The organism is Pseudomonas sp. PB101 (genome assembly GCF_009764265.1).
Taxonomy (GTDB): Bacteria; Pseudomonadota; Gammaproteobacteria; order Pseudomonadales; family Pseudomonadaceae; genus Aquipseudomonas.
In genome coordinates this window covers 39,180-58,033 of record NZ_RWIR01000048.1, presented here as the reverse complement: position 1 = coordinate 58,033, position 18,854 = coordinate 39,180, and the positions used below count along the sequence as shown (strand labels likewise).

17 protein-coding genes are annotated in these 18,854 nt (G+C 62.3%); 12 read left to right on the top strand and 5 right to left on the bottom strand.

The features are described 5' to 3' along the window. Window positions 1-72 precede the first annotated feature (72 nt). The gene (locus EI969_RS14245; RefSeq protein WP_160388370.1) at window positions 73-630 is read right to left on the bottom strand and encodes a hypothetical protein; all 558 of its coding nucleotides are present in this window, start codon (window positions 628-630) and stop codon (window positions 73-75) included. Between the two features lie 302 nt (window positions 631-932). On the opposite strand from EI969_RS14245, the gene EI969_RS14240 reads away from it, so the two are divergent. The 11 genes from EI969_RS14240 (at window position 933) to EI969_RS14190 (ending at window position 14,312) form a co-directional block, all read left to right on the top strand. Beyond that, window positions 933-2,093 (top strand): LLM class flavin-dependent oxidoreductase, encoded by a 1,161-nt coding sequence (locus tag EI969_RS14240; RefSeq protein WP_110661682.1) that lies wholly within the window; start codon window positions 933-935, stop codon window positions 2,091-2,093. A gap of 20 nt (window positions 2,094-2,113) precedes the next feature. Beyond that, on the top strand, window positions 2,114-3,166 hold the full coding sequence (locus tag EI969_RS14235) for an ABC transporter substrate-binding protein (protein WP_160388369.1): 1,053 nt from the start codon (window positions 2,114-2,116) through the stop codon (window positions 3,164-3,166). 36 nt (window positions 3,167-3,202) lie between these two features. Next, window positions 3,203-4,261, top strand: coding sequence for an ABC transporter substrate-binding protein (locus EI969_RS14230; protein ID WP_110661677.1), 1,059 nt, complete (start codon window positions 3,203-3,205; stop codon window positions 4,259-4,261). Window positions 4,262-4,644: 383 nt separating this feature from the next. Next, window positions 4,645-6,915, top strand: coding sequence for a TonB-dependent receptor (locus EI969_RS14225; RefSeq protein WP_160388368.1), 2,271 nt, complete (start codon window positions 4,645-4,647; stop codon window positions 6,913-6,915). A 279-nt stretch (window positions 6,916-7,194) separates the two neighbouring features. Beyond that, window positions 7,195-9,657, top strand: a complete 2,463-nt coding sequence (locus tag EI969_RS14220) for a TonB-dependent siderophore receptor (RefSeq protein WP_160388367.1) — start codon at window positions 7,195-7,197, stop codon at window positions 9,655-9,657. A gap of 236 nt (window positions 9,658-9,893) precedes the next feature. Then, a complete protein-coding gene (locus EI969_RS14215; RefSeq protein ID WP_160388366.1) occupies window positions 9,894-10,655 on the top strand; it encodes an ABC transporter permease in 762 nt (253 codons plus the stop codon). 9 nt (window positions 10,656-10,664) lie between these two features. Then, entirely contained in the window at window positions 10,665-11,426 is a 762-nt protein-coding gene (locus EI969_RS14210) for an ABC transporter permease (protein WP_160388365.1), read from the top strand. A gap of 11 nt (window positions 11,427-11,437) precedes the next feature. Beyond that, window positions 11,438-12,232, top strand: coding sequence for an ABC transporter ATP-binding protein (locus tag EI969_RS14205; RefSeq protein WP_160388364.1), 795 nt, complete (start codon window positions 11,438-11,440; stop codon window positions 12,230-12,232). Window positions 12,233-12,289: 57 nt separating this feature from the next. Next, window positions 12,290-13,102, top strand: a complete 813-nt coding sequence (locus EI969_RS14200; protein ID WP_160388363.1) for an energy transducer TonB — start codon at window positions 12,290-12,292, stop codon at window positions 13,100-13,102. 84 nt (window positions 13,103-13,186) lie between these two features. Continuing rightward, a complete protein-coding gene (locus EI969_RS14195; protein WP_160388362.1) occupies window positions 13,187-13,909 on the top strand; it encodes a MotA/TolQ/ExbB proton channel family protein in 723 nt (240 codons plus the stop codon). A 1-nt stretch (window position 13,910) separates the two neighbouring features. Then, window positions 13,911-14,312 carry a biopolymer transporter ExbD gene (locus EI969_RS14190; RefSeq protein ID WP_160388361.1) on the top strand — a complete coding sequence of 134 codons (402 nt, stop codon included), beginning with the start codon at window positions 13,911-13,913 and terminating at the stop codon, window positions 14,310-14,312. A gap of 78 nt (window positions 14,313-14,390) precedes the next feature. Here EI969_RS14190 and hpaC read toward each other — a convergent pair whose 3' ends face one another. Further along, window positions 14,391-14,903 carry a 4-hydroxyphenylacetate 3-monooxygenase, reductase component gene (gene hpaC / locus EI969_RS14185; protein WP_160388360.1) on the bottom strand — a complete coding sequence of 171 codons (513 nt, stop codon included), beginning with the start codon at window positions 14,901-14,903 and terminating at the stop codon, window positions 14,391-14,393. 257 nt (window positions 14,904-15,160) lie between these two features. On the opposite strand from hpaC, the gene EI969_RS14180 reads away from it, so the two are divergent. Next, on the top strand, window positions 15,161-15,790 hold the full coding sequence (locus EI969_RS14180; RefSeq protein ID WP_160388359.1) for a response regulator transcription factor: 630 nt from the start codon (window positions 15,161-15,163) through the stop codon (window positions 15,788-15,790). Between the two features lie 145 nt (window positions 15,791-15,935). Here the strand turns inward: EI969_RS14180 and feaR are convergent, their stop codons facing one another. From feaR to EI969_RS14165, 3 genes are all read right to left on the bottom strand, one after another. Next, a complete protein-coding gene (feaR, locus tag EI969_RS14175; protein WP_160388358.1) occupies window positions 15,936-16,856 on the bottom strand; it encodes a transcriptional regulator FeaR in 921 nt (306 codons plus the stop codon). Window positions 16,857-17,011: 155 nt separating this feature from the next. Further along, the gene (locus EI969_RS14170; protein WP_160388357.1) at window positions 17,012-17,962 is read right to left on the bottom strand and encodes a PDR/VanB family oxidoreductase; all 951 of its coding nucleotides are present in this window, start codon (window positions 17,960-17,962) and stop codon (window positions 17,012-17,014) included. Between the two features lie 144 nt (window positions 17,963-18,106). Continuing rightward, complete coding sequence (locus tag EI969_RS14165; RefSeq protein WP_160388356.1) at window positions 18,107-18,847, bottom strand: SDR family NAD(P)-dependent oxidoreductase; 741 nt, start codon at window positions 18,845-18,847, stop codon at window positions 18,107-18,109. Window positions 18,848-18,854: the final 7 nt, after the last annotated feature.

The window sequence follows — 18,854 nt, the reverse complement described above, 5'->3', positions numbered from 1 at the left end:
CTACGCAATCGCGGACAACACACATCCCCTGTGGGAGCTGGCTTGCCAGCGATGGCAATCTCCAAAACACCATCAAAACCCGCCTGCTGCATCGGCGTATTCAAAATCGCCATCGCCGGCAAGCCGGCTCCTACGCAATCGCGGACCACACACATCCCCTGTGGGAGCTGGCTTGCCAGCGATGGCAATCTCCAGAGCACAACCAAACCCGCCTGCTACATCGGCGTATTCAAAATCGCCATCGCCAGCAAGCCGGCTCCTACGCAATTGCGGACCACACACATCCCCTGTGGGAGCTGGCTTGCCAGCGATGGCAATCTCCAGAGCACAACCAAACCCGCCTGCTGCATCGGCGTATTCAAAATCGCCATCGCCGGCAAGCCGGCTCCTACGCAATCGCGGATAACACACATCACCTGTGGGAGCTGGCTTGCCAGCGATGGCAATCTCCAAAACACCATCAAAACCCGCCTGCTGCATCGGCGTATTCAAAATCACCATCGCCGGCAAGCCGGCTCCTACGCAATCGCGGACCACACACATCACCTGTGGGAGCTGGCTTGCCAGCGATGGCAATCTCCAGAACACAACCAAACCCGCCTGCTGCATCGGCGTATTCAAAATCGCCATCGCCGGCAAGCCGGCTCCTACGCAATCGCGGACCACACACATCCCCTGTGGGAGCTGGCTTGCCAGCGATGGCAATCTCCAGAACACCATCCCCCCCCCCTGCTGCACCCCGAACAACCATTGCTGACGGACTGCTGCTACAGCAGCAGCGCCGCCTTCACCCCCTCTCCCTTCCCCCGCCAACCCCCCGGCCCCGCTGGCCCAAACCCGGCGTGCCGGGCATGGCATGTCCGTTGCAATCCACCTGACAGGACAGCCTCGCACCTGCGCGACCTTACGCGTACTTGAATCAGGAGCAACCCATGAGCACTGAATTTTTCTGGCGTCTGCCACTGGGCACCGACGGCCCGCAACTGACCACCGACAAACACAACCGCGGTAATCCGCACTATCGCCCGGGCAACATCGCACCGGGACGGCTGCCCAATGGCGAACCGGACGACTTCACCTACATCGACTACATCGCCCAGGTCGCGAAAGCCGCAGAACTGGCAGGCTTCGAAGGCGCCTTGTTGCCTACCGGCCCGGAGCCATGGATTGCCGCAGCCGCCCTGGCCCGGGAAACCCGACGCATCAAATTCCTGATCGCGTTCCAGGCGACCTGGACCCTGCCGGCCTACGCCGCGCAACAAGCGGCGATCCTGCAGAACCTCAGCCGCGGACGCCTGGAGTGGAACATCATCACCGGTGGCAACCCGGCCAGCCAGCGGGCCAACGGCGATTTCCTCGAACATGACCTGCGCTACAAACGCACGGGTGAATTCCTAGACATCATCCAGGGGCTTTGGCAAAACGAACGTTTCTCCTACGAAGGCGATATCTACCAACTGGAGAACGGTGCCCTGCCCCACGGCCTGCAAAACGAGCGCAAACCCGGGGTGTACTTCTCCGGGTTCTCCGACGCCGCCCTTGATGTAGCCGCCAAACACGCCGACGTCTACCTGAACTGGGCCGAGCCCATCGACAAGCTCAAGCCGCATATCGATCGGGTGCGCGAGCTGGCGGACAAACAGGGACGCAGCGTGCGCTTTGGTCTGCGTGTCGACCTGTTCGCCCGGGAAACCGAAGAGCTGGCGTGGAAAGACTTGCGTCGTCAGTTCGACAAACTCGAAGGCAAGAGCAGCGTGGTCGCCAAGGGCTTCACCAGCGGCTCCGATTCGGTAGGTGGCGCACGGCAAACCGCCTACCACCAGAACATCGACCGCTTCGACGACCTGATCATCGGCCCGAACCTGTGGGCCGGCTTCGCCAAAGCCAAGCCGGGGCCGACCGTGGGCCTGGTGGGCAGCCACCAGAACATCGCCGAACGCCTGGTGGAGTACCGCGATGCCGGTTTCTCGACCTTCATCCTGGCGGGCAATCCTCACCTGGAAGAAGCCCTGCGGATCGGCCAGGAGGTCCTGCCACTGGTGCACCAACGTCCTGCCGTACAACCGGCAACTCATTTGAAGGCCAGCGCCTGAGCGCTGCGGGAGAATCACTGATGACTCAAGCTCTGGACACCCTCTGGTACACCCGCTGCCCGGTACCCACCGGGCTGGGCATCGCCGTGCAAAAAGGCTGGCTGCAAGACACCGTCGGCGCGTTGGGCACGCAAGTGCAGTCGCTGCGCGAATCCACCGACAAGGCCGTGCGGGAATCGCACTTCGATCACACCCTGCGCAACTCGGTGCGCCACGGCGGCAACATCCCGGCCATCTGGGCCAGGGCCCAAGGTCGGGAAACCCGGGTCATCGGCCTGTCCTGGGCCGATGAAGTGCAACTGATCCTGACCCTTCCCGACAGCGGCATCAAAACCGTCAAGGACCTCAAGGGACGCCGTTTCGGTTTGCCCGACTGGGCCGGCGCGCAAATCGACTTCACCCGTGCCCAGGCCCTGCGCGGGCTGGAAAACGCCCTGAGCCTGGAAGGCCTGCAGGTCGGCGATGTGCAACTGGTGAACTTTCGTTATGAAGGCACCTTCAGCGATCCGCAGGTCAGCACTGTGAACGGCACGCCGGTCAGTGCGCAACGGGTCGAGGGGCGCAACCTGGAACTGGTGGGTCTGCTGCGCGGCGAGGTCGATGCAATCTTCCTCAAAGGCGCCAGCGCCGCCCGACAGGCCCATGAGTTCGGCCTGCACACCGTCATCGACACCGGCTCGCATCCCGAGCCCCTGATTCGCAGCAACAATGGCACCCCGCGCACGCTGGCCGTGGACCTGAACCTGCTGGACAACCACTTCGATGTCGCCACCGGCATTCTCGATTCCGTACGACGCGCCGAACATTGGGCCCACACCCATCCGGAAGACACCCGCCGCTACCTGGCCCGGGAAACCAACAGCAGCGAGTACTGGGTCAGCGCCGCGTATGGCAACGATGCCCATCTGCGCTTGCGCACCGAACTGGATGAGCAGGCCATCGACGCCCTGCAGGACTTCACACACTTCCTGCATCGCTGGCGCTTCATCCCGAACAGCTTCGACGTGCGCGACTGGATCGATCCTCGACCGCTGGGCGCGTTGCTGCAAACCCCTACCGCACTGGCAGGCTAACCCGCCAGGTTTCATGGATCGGCACTGAAGGACTTTATGAGCAAACCACTCGATACGCTTTGGTATACCCATAGCCCTGTTCCCACGGGGCTTGGCATCGCCGTGCAGTCCGGTCGACTGGCGCAAGCCTTTGCGCCGTTCGGCACGAATATCCAGTCACTGCGCGAGTCCAGTGAGCGGGAAGTTCGCGAAGCCCATTACGACCATCACCTGAAAAACTCGGTGCGTCACGGCGGCAATATCCCAGCCATCTGGGCCTATGCCAGCGGCGTACAGACCCGGGTGCTGGGGCTGTCCTGGAGCGACGAGGTGCAACTGATCCTGACCACCGCGGAATCCGGTGTGAAGAGCATTCGCGACCTGAAGAACCGCCGCTTCGGCTTGCCGAAATGGGCCAACGTGCAGATCGACTTCACTCGCGCCCAGGCCCTGCGCGGCCTGGAAAACGCCCTCAAGCTCGAAGGCCTGGACGTGTCCGATGTCGAGTTGGTGGACTACCCCTATGGCGGCACCTACAGCGACGATCAGAAACAGCATGTCTACGGCTCGGAAGTCAGCCTCGATGTCACACGTGTCAGCCGCCGCAACAACGAACTGATCGGCTTGTTGCGCGGCGACATCGATGCGATTTTTCTCAAGGGCGCGCACGCCGTGCACCTGGCCAACGAATTCGGTTTGCAGGTGGTCGTCGATACCGGCTCTCACCCCGACCCGCTGATTCGCTCGAACAACGGCACGCCACGGACCCTGACCGTGGACACGCACCTGCTGCATGAGCATTTCGACGCCAGCGTGAACATCGTGGATACCGTGCTGCGCACCGAGCAATGGGCATGGGCCAATCCAGACGAAACCCGGCGTTTTCTGGCCCGGGAACTGAACACCAGCGAGTACTGGGTCGCCGCCGCGTACGGTGAAGACGCCCATCGGCGCCTGCGCACGACACTGGATGCACGATCCATTGAAGCGCTGCAGGATTTCACCGATTTCCTGCATCGCTGGGACTTCATTCCACGGCGTTTCGATGTGCGTGACTGGATCGATTTCAGTGTGCTGGAAAAGGTCATTGGCTCCACGTCACGATTGGCGGTTTGAGATTTTCAGCGTCTGTCAGGACGTCATCGCCAGCAAGCCGGCTCCTACAATGTTTATTCCGTTTCAACACAAAACCTGTAGGAGCCGGCTTGCTGGCGATTCTTCCTCAACAACAATGAATTGCTGGCCTGGCAACACTTTCCTCCGTTCCGCCTGCTTCTCCAGCAACACCCGCCAAGCAACTTCTGCTGAATGCCTGACAGGCACTTCCCGGCAGACTGGATCCAACTAACAAACTCATAAAAAATCGGCTGAACGCACAACTTTCGCCAACAACAAATCCTTTATTTTCAACACCTTGATAAAACTAACCACGCAAAAAAAGCACTTGGCACGATCTCTGCTCAACCCCCACTAGTGAAACTTTCCTGGGGGAGACTCAAATGCATAAACTTAATCCAATCACCAAAAGTATCTGGCTAACCCTGTTACTCGCCGGGGGTGGCGTCAGCGAGGGTTTGCTGGCAGCAGAAACCACAGAAACCGACAGCAGCAAATCGGCTGCGGAGCCTTCGCTGAAAACCGTGACCGTCACCGCGCAACACCGGGAGGAAACCCTGCAAGAGATTCCGGTGGCGGTGTCAGCGATCCAGGGCACCAGCCTGGTGGCCGACGGCGTGCGCAACATGGGCGACATCACCACCTTCGTTCCCAACACGTCGGCGAAAAACCCGGACGGCGATGGCCGCCCACGTTGGTACATCCGTGGTCTGGGTACCGGTGATACCGGCGCAGCCACCGTTTTCCCGGTGGGGATCTACGCCGATGACGTCTACCTCAATGCCCCGGTTGCCGGCGGCGGGCCGCTGTTCGACCTCGAGCGCATCGAAATCCTGCGCGGGCCGCAAGGTACGCTGTACGGCAAGAACACCACCGCGGGCGCCGTGAACGTCATCTCGAAAAAACCGACCTTCGACACCGACGGCTTCGGCACGATCGGGTTTGGCACCAAGAACGAACGCATCGTCAGCGGCGCTCTGGGGGGAGCGCTGGTGGATGAAAAACTCGCGGCGCGGGTCTCGCTGTACTCCGAGGAGCGTGACGGTTTCCAGGAGAACCTGGTCGATGACAACACCTATGGCGATGTGAACAAGAAGGCCGTCCGCCTGCAGTTCCTTGCCCAGGTCAATGATGATCTCGAGGCACTGCTCAAGGTCCACAGCCGCGAATTCAAAGGCGACGGCAGCAACGGTTCGCTCACGGTCGGGCGTTATTACAACGTCGGTTACGAAAGACCTCGCGGGCGCGATATCGCCATCAATGTCAATGAAGACTCCAAGCTCAATCACGACGGCACGTCGCTGACCCTGAACTGGCACCTGGGTGACTACACCCTGACCTCCATCAGCGCCTACGACTACATTCGCAACCAGGCGACCAGCGACGCCGACTACACGCCCTATGAAGTCAACGGAGCAGCGATTTCCGACAACAAATACACTCAATACACCCAGGAGCTGCGCCTGGCATCGCCGCAGCAGGAAACCCTGCGCTGGCTGCTGGGCGCGCATTACTTCCACGAAGACCTCGACAGCTCTGCCCAACGCATTGTCACACCCGGCCCGACGCCTAACGGTACCGGCTCCAACCAGATCGGCGGCGTCACCGACTTCCGTGATCTGAGCTATGACCACAAGACCGACAGCTACGCGCTGTTCGGCAACCTGACCTACGACTTCACCGAAGATTTCAGCGTCACCGGTGGCCTGCGCTGGACCCAGGAAAAGAAAGACATCGACCTCGACCTGACGCAACTGACCCGCTTCACGGCCAACGGCCCGCTGGTGCCGCTGCCTGGTGTCGGCACCAATGGCAATCGTCAGGAAGACAAGACCTGGGAAGCCTGGACCTATGACCTGACGCCGGAATACCGGATCAACGACAACGTGCGGGTGTTCTTCCGTTACGCCCATGGCTTCCGTTCCGGCGGTTTCAACACCGGCCTGTCCACCAGCCTGTCGCAGCTGACCACGGTCGATCCGGAACAACTCGACGCCTACGAGATCGGCCTCAAATCCGAGTGGTTCGATCATCGCCTGACCGCCAACGCCAACATCTTCTACTACGACTACTCGGATATTCAGGTGAACCTGCTGACGGTCAACAACGGCGTGCTGACCACCGCATTGACCAACGGCGCCAAGGGTACGGTCAAGGGCGCGGAGCTGGAGCTCGAAGCCCAGCCGACCGACTTTCTGCACCTGCGTGCCGCGGTATCGTTCCTCGACACCGAATACACCGACTTCAAGAACACCAACCCCAACACCGGGGTGGTCACGGGTGACTACAGCGGCAACAGCTTCGTGCGTTCACCGCGCAACGTGGTGGCGCTCGGTGGCGATTACACCTTCCCGCTGGAAGTCGGTGGAAAGTTGGTGGCCGGTGGCGATGTGAGTTTCCGCGACAAGGAATACTTCCTCGCCGACCGCCAGAGCAGCGCCGACAAGACCCTCAGCCAGGCCCACTACACCCTGGCCAATACGCGCCTGACCTGGTTCAGCCCGGATGAAAAACTCAGCGTGACCGGGTTTGTGAACAACGTCACCGACCGCCGCTACCAGGTACACGGTCGTCCGAACGGCACCCTGGGCCAATACGTGATCACCTACGGTGACCCGCGCACCGTCGGCCTGAGCGTGACCAGTCGCTTCTGACCCGAAACCTCCCCTTGCCGGCGATGGGGCCCGCATGCCTTGCATCGCCCTCTTGGCCGCCATCGCCAGCAAGCCGGCTCCTACAGAAAAATCATCGAATCCGGACTACCGGTACGCCCCCATAAAACCATCGATTTCCGGACCTCCGGCATCCACACATCCACTGTAGGAGCCGGCTTGCCGGCGATGAGGCCCGCAAGCCTTGCATCGCACTTGAGGCCGCCATCGCCGGCAAGCCGGCTCCTACAGGGTCTTCATTTGTCTGGAAGGAATTTAGCCATGTTCCATCACACCCCGTTGGCCGGCGCTGTCGCGCTGGTCATTGGCAGCCTTGCCATGCCTGTCGTGGCTGCCGAAACCCAACCCGCAGCCAGCAGCGATCACCTCGACACCGTGGTGGTACTCGGTACGCGGCGCAGCGACGTGACCGCGCTGGAAAGCGCCGCGCCGATAGATGTGCTGTCCAGCGAACAGCTAGAACAGACCGGTGCCAGCGACCTGTCCGGCGCCCTCACCGCCCTGTCACCGTCGTTCACCTATCCGCAGTCGCCCCAGGGCGCTTTTGCCGGCTCCATCGCCCAGGGCGCGTCGTTGCGCGGCCTGGCATCCGATCAGGTGCTGGTGCTGGTCAACGGCAAGCGCCGCCACACCAGCGCCAACGTCACCCGCCAAAGCCTGGTCAACGGACGGGGCGCGGCAGCGGTCGACCTGAGCCTGATTCCCCTGAGTTCGATCCAGCGCGTGGAAATCCTGCGCGATGGCGCGGCGGCCCAATACGGCTCGGACGCCATCGCCGGGGTGATCAACATCGTGCTCAAGGAGAAAGACGACGGCGGCGACCTCGGTTATCGCTTTGGCGGCTACGACAAGGGCGATGGCATCCAGCGCAAATTCAGCGGCTGGAAAGGCATCGCCCTGCCCAACGACGGCTTCCTGACCCTGAGCTTCGATGCCGGCAGCCAGGACCCGGCCAGCGACACCAACCCCGACAACCGGATCTTTTACCCCGGCTCCACCAGCATCAACACGCCCCGCGAGCAGAACAACCGCTACCGCACCTGGCGCTGGGGTTCGGGCAACGTGTCGGACCAGTACAACTTCGCCCTGAACAGTGAAGTCGGGATCGGCGAAGGCCTGACCGCCTACGGCTTTGCCACCTACTCCCACAAGAACACCGACGCCGAAGGCTTCTTCGATCCGCCCACGACGTTGCGCAACAACTACAGCAGCACCGCGTTGCAACGCTTCCCGGATGGACGCCTGCCCATCACCCGCTACTCGCTGGAAGACTATGCGCTGACCGGTGGCCTGCGTTACGAAGACGAGCAACTGGGCAAGTTCGACCTTGCCGCGAACCATGGCGACAACACCCTGAAGTCCACCGACCGCAACGCGATCAACCCCAGCTGGGGCGCCGACAGCCCGGAAAAGATCTACACCGGTGAACGCGAGGCCGATCAGACCAACGTGACCCTGGACTGGGTGCGAGACTTCCCGACCGACCTGTTGTTCAAACCGCTGACACTTTCCGCCGGCCTGGCCTGGCGCCAGGAGAACTACGAACTGAGCGCCGGCGAAGCGGCGGGATGGCAGAACGGCCCGCTGTTCAACACGGTCGACCCGGTGACCCGCCGGCGCATTCCCGGGTACTACTCGGGCATCACCCAGGTCGACGCCGCCTCTCTGGAACGAAACGTACTGGGTGCCTATGTCGACGTCGAAGGCCAGCTCAGCGAAAAATTCCAGGCGGGCGTCGCGGTGCGCACCGAGCACTACTCGGACTTCGGTGACACCACCAACGGCAAACTGTCCCTGCGTTATGACTTCACTCCGCAGATCGCCGCACGAGCCACCGCCAGCACCGGCTATCGCGCGCCATCCCTGGTGCAGAGCGGCTTGTCTTCGTTCAGCGTGCAGGTGGTGGAGCAGCCACCGGGCAGTGGCAACTTTGTCGAAGTGCAGCAGCGCACATTGCGCGCCGACAGCCCGGAGGCGGCACTGTTGGGCGGGACATCGCTCAAGCCGGAAGAGTCCACCAGCTATTCCCTGGGCCTGGTCTGGCGTCCGCTGGCCAATGCGTCGGTGACGCTGGACGCCTACCGCATCGATATCGACAACCGCATCACCCTCTCCGACCAGTTGCCCGCGTCAGTCGTTTCGCCGATCTTTGCCGGTACGCCTTACGCCAATATCCAGAGTGCGGCCTTCTACACCAACGTGGCCGACACCCGCACCGACGGTGTCGAGCTGGCCGGCAACTATCAGTTGGACCTGCAGCAATGGGGACGCCTGAACCTGAATGCCGGCGTGAGCCAGAACAACACCAGAATCACCGCCCTGCGCGACGTCGGCAACATCAAGGGCTCGCAGATTGTCGGCCGCACCACCCAAGGCCTGATCGAGGACGGCACGCCCGACTCCAAGCTGATCCTCAGTGCCAACTGGCTGTATGAGGGGTGGGGCGTCACCGTGGCCCAGCGCCGCTATGGCGAATGGAAAAGCCTCAACTCCACCAATCCGACCCTGGACCAGACCTACAGCCCGCAATGGGTGACCGACCTGGATCTGTCATACACCTTCGACAAGGCGCTGAAGGTGTCGGTGGGGGCAATCAACCTGTTCGACACCCATCCGGACAAGGCTGACGGGGCGCAGTTGTACGGCGTGCCGAAGTACTCGATTACCAGCCCCGAAGGCGCCCAGGGCGCGTTCTACTACACCAGCGTCAGCTACGACTTCTGAGTGGACTGCTGCCAGGGTGTTGCCCTGGCAGCAGCGGGTGCTGATCAGGCATCAATCGCACCGACACACGTCCTGTAGGAGCTGGCTTGCCAGCGATGCGCTCAGCACGATTTGTGTCGGCCGCACCGCCGCCATCGCCGGCAAGCCGGCTCCTACGGATTTAACCCGCCCGATCCCGCCGCGCTGGCACAGCTCTTGCGATACCCCTTCGGTACTTCGCCGAATTAAGAACCGCCATGCGTACTCAACGTCTGTTGTCCTCCCTGACCTGGCTCATCTCTCCGGTTGCCCTGTTGTTGCTGTGGGCGGTGGTCGCCGAGGCCGGGATTTTTCCGCGCAACCTGCTGGTTCCCCCCGCTCAGGTGTGGCGGACTTTCGAAGCGCTTTCGGCCAGCGGTGAACTCCTCGAACACCTGCTCAACAGTCTGTCGCGCCTGGGGCTGGGGTTCGGCATCGGCTCACTGTGTGGCCTGGCGTTCGGCGTGCTGATGGCCCTGTCGAAGAATGTCGAGATCTACTGCTCGCCGCTGTTCCATACCCTGCGCCAGATTCCCAGCATCGCGTTGATCCCGATGTTCGTGCTGCTGTTCGGCATCGATGAAACCTTCAAGATCATCATCGTAGCCAAGACCGCATTCTTCCCGGTCGCGCTGGCCGCCAGCGAAGGCGTCAAGGCCATTCCGCGCAGCTACTTCGAGGTGGCTGACGTTTACCGCTTGCGCTGGCCGACTTTGGTCCGCGAGATCGCCCTGCCCGCCGCCGCGCCGCCCATCATCACCGGTTTTCGTATCAGCCTGACCCGCGCCTGGGTGGTGCTGGTGGCCACCGAGTTGCTCGCCGCCGACAGTGGCCTGGGGCAGATGATCGAGATGAGCCGGCAAATGCTGCGCATCGATGTGGTGATGGTCGGGATCGTGGTGACCGGATTGATCGGCTTCACCCTGGATTTCAGCTTTCGCCAACTGGAACAGCGGCTGTTCCGCTGGCAGACCCGCTAGGAGCCTTCGATGTCTGGACTGATTGCCAAATCCCGTGGCCTGTTGCTGCCGCTGTTGTTGATCGGCGGCTGGGAATACCTGTCACGCCAGGACGCGGCGGGGGCTTACGCCTTTGTCCCGCTGTCGACCATCGGCGCCGCCTTGCTCGAGCTGCTGGGCAATGGCGAACTGCTGGTGAACCTGTTGGCCAGCCTGGCGCGTACCAGCACCGGGCTGGCGCTGGGTATTTTCTTCGGTGTCCTGTTGGGCGTGTTGATGGCGCTGTCGGGACTTGCCAACCGGCTGATCGGGCCGCTGTTTCATTCGATCCGCCAGGTACCCATGCTCGGCTGGATTCCGCTGATCGCCATGTGGTTCGGCAACGGCGAGTTCTCCAAGGTGCTGATCGTGAGCCTCGCGGCTTTCTACCCCATGGTGCTCAACACTTACCAGGGCTTCAGCCATGTCGAGCAGCGCTATCGCGAAGTCGGCCAGGTGCTGGTACTGACCCGCTGGCAACGGTTTCGTCATGTGCTGTTGCCCGCGGCGCTGCCGAGCATCGCCACCGGTGTGCTGCATGCGCTCGCGTTTGCCTGGGTCACGGCGGTGGGCAGCGAGTTGTTCCTGTCTTCGGGAGCCGGTCTGGGCAACCTGATGATGAACGCCGAAGCCGGCTCACGCATGGAAGTCATCGTCCTCAGTGTGCTGTGCATCGGTCTGTGCGGTTACCTGATGACCCTGCTATTCACCCTTCTAAGCCGCCATTTGCTGCGCTGGCGCAACATTCGTTGAAAGGCCACTCCATGAACGCAATCGCCCAACATGTCCCGCCCCAGAGCACCCCGCTACAGTCCGGCGCCCTGCAAATTCGCGGCCTGAGCAAGGCCTATCGGATCGAAGGCCAGCCTTTGCCGGTGCTGCGCAGCATCAACCTCGACGTTCGCCCCGGCGAGTTCGTCAGCATCGTGGGTGCCAGCGGCTGCGGCAAATCCACGCTGCTGCGGCTGATCGTCGGGCTGGAGGCCGACTACGAAGGTGACATTCTGCTCGATGGCAAACGGATCGTGGCCACCAGCCTGGAACGCGGGATCGTGTTTCAGGATCACCGTTTGTTTCCGTGGATGACCCTGAGCCAGAACATTGCCCTGGCCTTGAAAAACCACCCACTGTCCCAGACCGAAAAAGACCGTTTGGTGGCCGAACACATTGCCCTGGTCAACCTCGACGGCTTCGAGAATGCCTACCCGCACCAGTTGTCCGGCGGCATGGCGCAACGAGCCGCCATTGCCCGGGCGCTGATCAACAAACCGAAAGTGCTGTTGCTCGACGAACCCCTCGGCGCGCTCGACGCCTTGACCCGGGTACGGCTGCAACACGAGTTGCAGCGCATCTGGGTGCAGCAACGCTGCACCGTGATCATGGTCACCCACGACATCGAGGAAGCCCTGTACCTGGGTGACCGGGTGATCGTCATGGACGCCCATCCGGGACGGATCAAGCACGAAATCAAGGTCGACCTGCCCCATCCCCGGGACCGGGCGTCAAGCGTACTGCAAGGCTACAAGGAACAACTGCTGGAGGAACTGGTGGGGCATTGAAGCCCGGACCGGTCCGTCCAAGCGTGGAAAAAACACAGGATTCACAGGAGTAAACAAATGGGCAATGTCCAAAGCCCCGCCAGTCTGCCGCAGGTGTTCCAGAGCCCGGGCCTGGGTGAGCTGCTCAACCTTGGCCGGGTGTTTCGCGAGCCCCTGGCACTGTCTCGCCTGCAACGTACACCGCAACGGCTGTTGAATCGTCGCGAGGTGGTCTTGCTCGCCGTGTTGGCGCTGGTCCTGCATGGCGCGGTGATCGTCTGGGTCAACCAGATACCGGCGCCGGAACTGCCTGTGGTGCCGCCGGAAATTCCGCCGATGACCATCGAGTTCTCGCAACCGGCGCCACCCGTTGTCGAACCACCTGCGCCCGAGCCGATTGCCCAACCCGTGGTGGAACCGCCGCCACCGGTGGAAGATGAACTGGCCGTCAAGCCGCCACCGCCCAAGCCGATACCCAAGCCCAAGCCTGTGATCAAGCCAGTGCCTAAACCGGTGGCCAAACCCGTGACAGCGCAACCTGCCCCACCCGTAACAGCACAACCGGTAGCGGCGGCGCCAGCACCTGCGGCACCGCCTGCCCCTCAGCCGGTGACCCCGGCTTCGGCGACTGCCGGTTACCTGCACAACCCGGCGCCGGAGTACCCGTCCCAGGCCATGCGCCGGGGCTGGCAAGGCACGGTGTTGTTGCGCGTGCATGTGTTGGCCAGCGGTAAACCCGGTGAAATCCAGATTCAGAAAAGCAGTGGCCGCGAATCGCTGGACGACGCCGCACTGGCCGCCGTGAAACGCTGGAGCTTCGTCCCGGCCAGGCAAGGCAACACCGCGCTGGACGGCTGGGTCAGCGTGCCCATCGACTTCAAGATCAAGTAACTCAAACCTATCGATACCTCGCGGGCTACCTGACAAAAGGCGCATCGCTACAACCGATCCAATGCCTTGCTGGAGCACCCGACCATGAATCTACTCACCTCCCCCTTCGAATCCATCGAACACGCCGTCATCTGGCTGTTGATCGTCTTCTCCGTCGCGACCTGGGGCCTGGCCTTGCTCAAGGGACTGCAGTTCACTCGGCTGAAGGCGCAGGACCGCAAATTCCACCGGCAGTTCTGGGCCGCCTCGAGCCTTGAATCGGCCGCCGATTTCGCCAACAACCTGCCTGGCGCCGCGGCCCGCGTTGCGCTTGCCGGTTACAACGCGATCCAGATCAGTGACAGCCAGAACGCCGACCTCAGCCAGTCGATCAATCATCAGGACCGCCTCGAGCGTGCTCTGCGCCAGCAGATCGTGCGTGAACGGCGCTCCCTGGAAACCGGCTTGGCAATCCTCGCCAGTATCGGCAGCACCTCGCCCTTCATCGGCCTGTTCGGCACCGTCTGGGGGATCATGTCCGCGTTGAAAGGGATCAGTGCAGCGGGTTCGGCGAGCCTGGAAACCGTGGCGGGCCCCATCGGCGCCGCACTGGTCGCCACGGGCGTCGGTATTGCCGTCGCCGTGCCGGCGGTGCTGGTCTACAACTACTTCCTGCGTCGCCTGAAGCTGACGGCGGCAGACCTGGATGACTTTGCGCACGACTTCTACAACCTCGCGCAGAAGCATGCGTTCCGCGTACTGCTGACCCCAGTCGCGGGTAAATCCGGCGCCAGCACCTCCGGGCAGAAAATCAAGGAGGCGTCCTGACATGGCCTTTTCGACTCAAGACAGCGATGAAGTACTCAGTGAGATCAACGTCACGCCCCTGGTGGACGTGATGCTGGTGCTGTTGGTGGTGTTCATCGTCACCGCGCCGCTGCTGACCAATGCGATCCCGATCAACCTGCCCAAGACCGAAGCCGTGGCGCCCGTGGAGCAGAAAGACCCGTTGGTGGTGAGCATCGACGGCGCCGGTAAAGTGTTCATCAACAAGGATGAAATCCAGCCGGATCTGCTGGAGTTCAACCTTAAGGCGGCCAAGGCCAAGGACCCGGAAGTGCGCGTGCAATTGCAGGCCGATGACGGCGTGAATTATGGCGAAGTGGCTCGCGCCATGGCCTCGATCGAGCGGGCGGGGATCAGCAAACTGTCGGTGATCACTGCGAGGTAGGAGCCGGCTTGCTGGCGATGGCGGTCTTCAGGGCCTCATCGCTGGCAAGCCAGCTCCTACAGGTTGGGTGGGGGGAGTTCAGCAATGCGCCCCGGCATGCTCGAGGCGATGAAACAGGCGGTTGAAATACACCAGGCTGTCACGCGGTTCGCGCACGCCGACCTTCGTCAGCTCGACGAACATCACCGAATGCGAGCCCACTTCCTTGCATTCGCTGATGCGTCCTTCCAGTTGCACCAGGGCATCGCGCAGCACCGGCACGTCGGCGGCGCCGTCGTCCCACAGGTCCCAGGCGAAGCGTTCGGCCATCGGCACCTGGGTCATGCCGGCGAAGTGCCGGGCCAGTTCTTCCTGCTCGCCACACAGCACGTTGATGCACAGGTGGCCGTTGGTGCGGAACACGTCGTGGGTGGCGCTGTTGCGGTTGACGCACACCAGCACCGTGGGCGGCGAGTCGGTCACCGAGCACACGGCGCTGGCGGTGATGCCGCAACGGCCGCCGGGGCCGTTGGTGGTGATGATGTTCACCGCGGCAGGCAGCTGCGCCATGGCGTTGCGAAAGTCGATTTGCTGCTGGCTCAGGTCGGCCATGTCGATGCCCCTTCCTTCAGGAGGACCGCCGTTGAGCGGCCCGTAGGTGATGGAACAAGACTAAGGCTGCGGGCGCGGCACAACCATTCTGACGATCCCCATGACGAGGTTGGGTTTCCGCTAGTCGACTAGGTGGTTTCTTTATCGCAAGGGCCGGCCACAGTGGGTATTCTGCTTACTGGCTCGGCAAAGACGAGCCGATGCGTGCCGCGCGTTCGCGTGCGAAAACAATAATTAGAATTTTCGTGGCAGCCCCGATGGAAACCCGCAAACCGATTGTTTACATCGTTGACGACGACAAGGACCTGCGCACTTCGCTGGCGTGGTTGCTGGAGTCGGTCAGCGTGCAGGCGCAGTGCTTTGCCGGCGCCGAAGAATTCCTCAGCCAATACGACCCCAAGCAGCCCGCCTGCCTGGTGCTCGACGTGCGCATGCCGGAGACCAGCGGTTTCCAGTTGCAGGAAATCCTCAACCAGCGCGGCAGTACCCTGCCGACCATCTTCGTCTCGGCCCATGGCGATATCCCGATGTCGGTCGCGGCGATGAAGAACGGCGCGCTGGACTTCGTCGAGAAGCCCTACAACCCGCAGCAGATGATCGACCGCATCCAGGCGGCGCTGAAAACCGCCGTGCACGCCCAGGCCGATCAGCAGCAGCGGCAGAACCTGCAAGGCAAGCTGGCGCTGCTGACCAGCCGAGAGCGCGAAGTGTTGATGCTGGTGATCGATGGCAAGGCCAGCAAGGTGATCGCGCGCGAGCTCAACATCAGCGTGAAGACCGTTGACGTGCACCGCACCAAGATCAAGGAAAAGATGGGCGTGACCAGCATCGCCATGCTGGTGCGCGAGGTGCTGCATTTGCCGGTGGAAGAGCCGGTGCGGCACTGAGTGATTGTGGCGGTCATAAGGCCGCCATCGCGGTAAAGCCCGCTCCCACAGGTTCTTCAGTGCGCACAGCATTTGTGTACGACGCAGATACTGTGGGAGCGGGCTTGCTCCGGGCGGCGTTCTGACGATGAACGATAACGCGCTGTCAGATCTGGCTATAGCGCTTGCGATAAGCCCCCGGCGACACGCCAAAGCGCGACTTGAACGCCGACGAGAAGTAGCTCGAGTCCGAGAACCCCCAGGCATAACACAACGCCGACAGCTTCTGATCGACATCGGCGCGGCGCAGGTTTTCCGCGCAGAAGTCCAGGCGGCGATGCTTGATGTATTGCGCCACCACCAACCCGCGCTTGGAGAACATCCGGTACAGGCCGCGCACGGATATGCCCACTTCACGGGCGATCAGTTCGGGGCACAGTTCTTCGTCGCTGAGGTGTGCATCAATGAAGGCGATGATCTTGCGGAATTGCCGTTCATGGGGATCGGCAGCGCTGTCGCGAGCGCTGATGCCCGGCAGCAGCAGGCTGGCCAGGGCATCGAGCACGGCCTCGCTTTCCTGCATGTCCAGGCCTTCGTGCTGACGGGTGTCCAGCACCAGCTTGTTGGCCATCGCCGCCAGGGGGCTGCTCGCCGCGATGCGCGTGGCACAGTTGACGGCGTTGAAGTGCGAACCACGTTCCACCACCTGGCGCGGAAGTATCAATGACAGCTGTCGACAGTCGTCGTTGTAGATCATGTCGCTCGGACGGCTGGCGTCGATCAGCGCGATGTCGCCACACCCCAGGTTCGCGCGGTTGTCGCCCTGCTCCAGCTGCGAGCTGCCGCGCATCTGGAACACTGCGTAGTAGTGTCCGTCGCTGCTGGTGCTGACGTCCTTGCTGGTGCGATACAAATGCACATGCGCCATGTCGACCACACTGAGGTTGATCGCACCGCTGCGAAATTCCGCCAGTTCGCCGTAGAAATCCGTGTCCAGCGCCCGCGCGTCGAAACGCCCACAGGCCTGGTTCACCTGGCTCAACCAACTTTCGAACGCCTCGTTGCGCACCGTCGATGCTGTAATCATGTCCGCAAAGCCTCAGGGTTTTTGTTGTTATTTTCCGACCGCTTCGTCGAGCGGTTCGCTAAAAATCATTCTCGTTTGTAGCCGTCTCCTCCCTCGACGGCCGCCGGGCGCCCATTCAACAGGCTCCGGCGCATGCTTTCCAGCCTTCCCTGGTCTTAAAGGTCCAATACCAGACGAGCGGAAAGCGCCCGCGATACACAGGCACAGATCTGCTTGTTGGAGGCCTTTTCCTTGTTCGACAGGCAGTTGTCGCGATGCTCCGGCAAACCGTCCAGGACCTCGACGATGCAGGTGCCGCAGATGCCTTCGCGGCACTCGGTGTCGATGTCGCAGCCGTGGGCTTGCAGCACGTCGACCAGGCTGCTGTCGGCCGGCACGTGCAACACCACGCCGGAACTGGCCAGTTCCACGTCGAAACCGCCGGCCGGGGCGCTGTTGGCCGCCGGGTCCGCGGCGAAGTGTTCGAGGTGGATGGCATCGACCGCGCGACTGCGCGAAGCCACTTCCACCACCTTGTTCATGAACGGTGCCGGGCCGCAGGTGTAGACATGGGCGGCGCTGCCGGCGCGCTCCAGGCATGCGCTCAATGCGCCGTCCAGATCCGCAGGCTCCACGCCGTAGTGAAACTCCACCTGATCGGCAAAGTTTGTCGCCAACAGTTCGGTAAACGCGGCGTACTGCGCCGAACGAGCGAAGTAATGCAGGCGGTACGGCTGGCCGCTTTCCGCCAGTCGATAAGCCATGCTCAACAGCGGCGTGACGCCGATACCGGCGGCGAACAGCACGTGTTCGCGGGCACTTTCATCAAGACGGAACAGGTTGCGCGGCGCCCCCATTTCCAGCTCCATGCCCTCTTCTACCTGCTCGTGCAGCGCCAGGGAACCACCGCGCGACTGCGCTTCTTTCTTCACCGCCACCAGATACGCACGGCGATCCTGCGGCGGGCTGCACAGCGAATACTGGCGGGTCACCCCGGTCGGCCCGGTCAGGTCGACGTGGGCGCCCGGCTCATAGGTGTCGAGCGGCTGGCCGTCACTGCGCACGAGGCGAAAGGAACGGATATCCAGCGCTTCGTCGACGATCCTTTCGATCTTCACCTTCATCATTGCATCACCTGAATATATTTTTGTTTAACACAGCACTTGTAGGAGCCGGCTTGCTGGCGAAGGCGCCCTGATAGGCGATGCATGACTCAAGGCCGCCATCGCCAGCAAGCCGGCTCCTACAAGGGTTATTTTTCGGCGAGCCAATCAGCGCATGAACAAGCCGCCGTTGACGTCCAGGCACGCGCCCGTCACGGAAGTCGCGTTATCGGCGATCAGCAGCAACACGCTGTCGGCGATGAACGCAGGGTCACCGAGGGTGCCGGCCGGGATCATCTTGAGAATCTGTTCCAGACGCTCCGGCGCCACACTTTCACGCACTATCGGCAAGTCCAGCGGACCCGGCGAGATGCTGTTGACCGTCACCCCTTGCGGTGCCAGTTCCCGGGCGAAGACCTTGGTCAGGGTCGCCACGCCGCCCTTGGCCGCCGCGTAATGCGCGCCGGTGGCAGTGCCGCCGTTCTGTCCGGCCAGGGACGCGATGTTGACGATGCGCCCGAAACCGCGCTCGGCGAAGTGCGCGCCGAACACCTGGCAGGCGACGAAGGTACCGCGCAGGTTGATCGCCATCGACTCGTCGAACTCTTCCGGCGTGATGTCCATCAACGCCGCGACCTTCGACACACCGGCATTGTTCACCAGGATGTCAGTGCCGCCCCAGCGCTCGGCGAGCAGGTCGCGGGCACGCTGGAAGTCAGCCTTGCTGCGCACATCCAGCTCGATGGCGACGGCGCTGGCGCCACTGCCATCCAGTTCTGCGGCCAGTTGCTGCACGCCATCGAGGCGCACATCCGCCAGGGCGACGCGATAACCCGCCGCGTGCAGACGGCGGGCGATGCATTCGCCCAGCCCGCGCGAGGCACCCGTTACAAGGGCTACTCGACTCATGATGTTG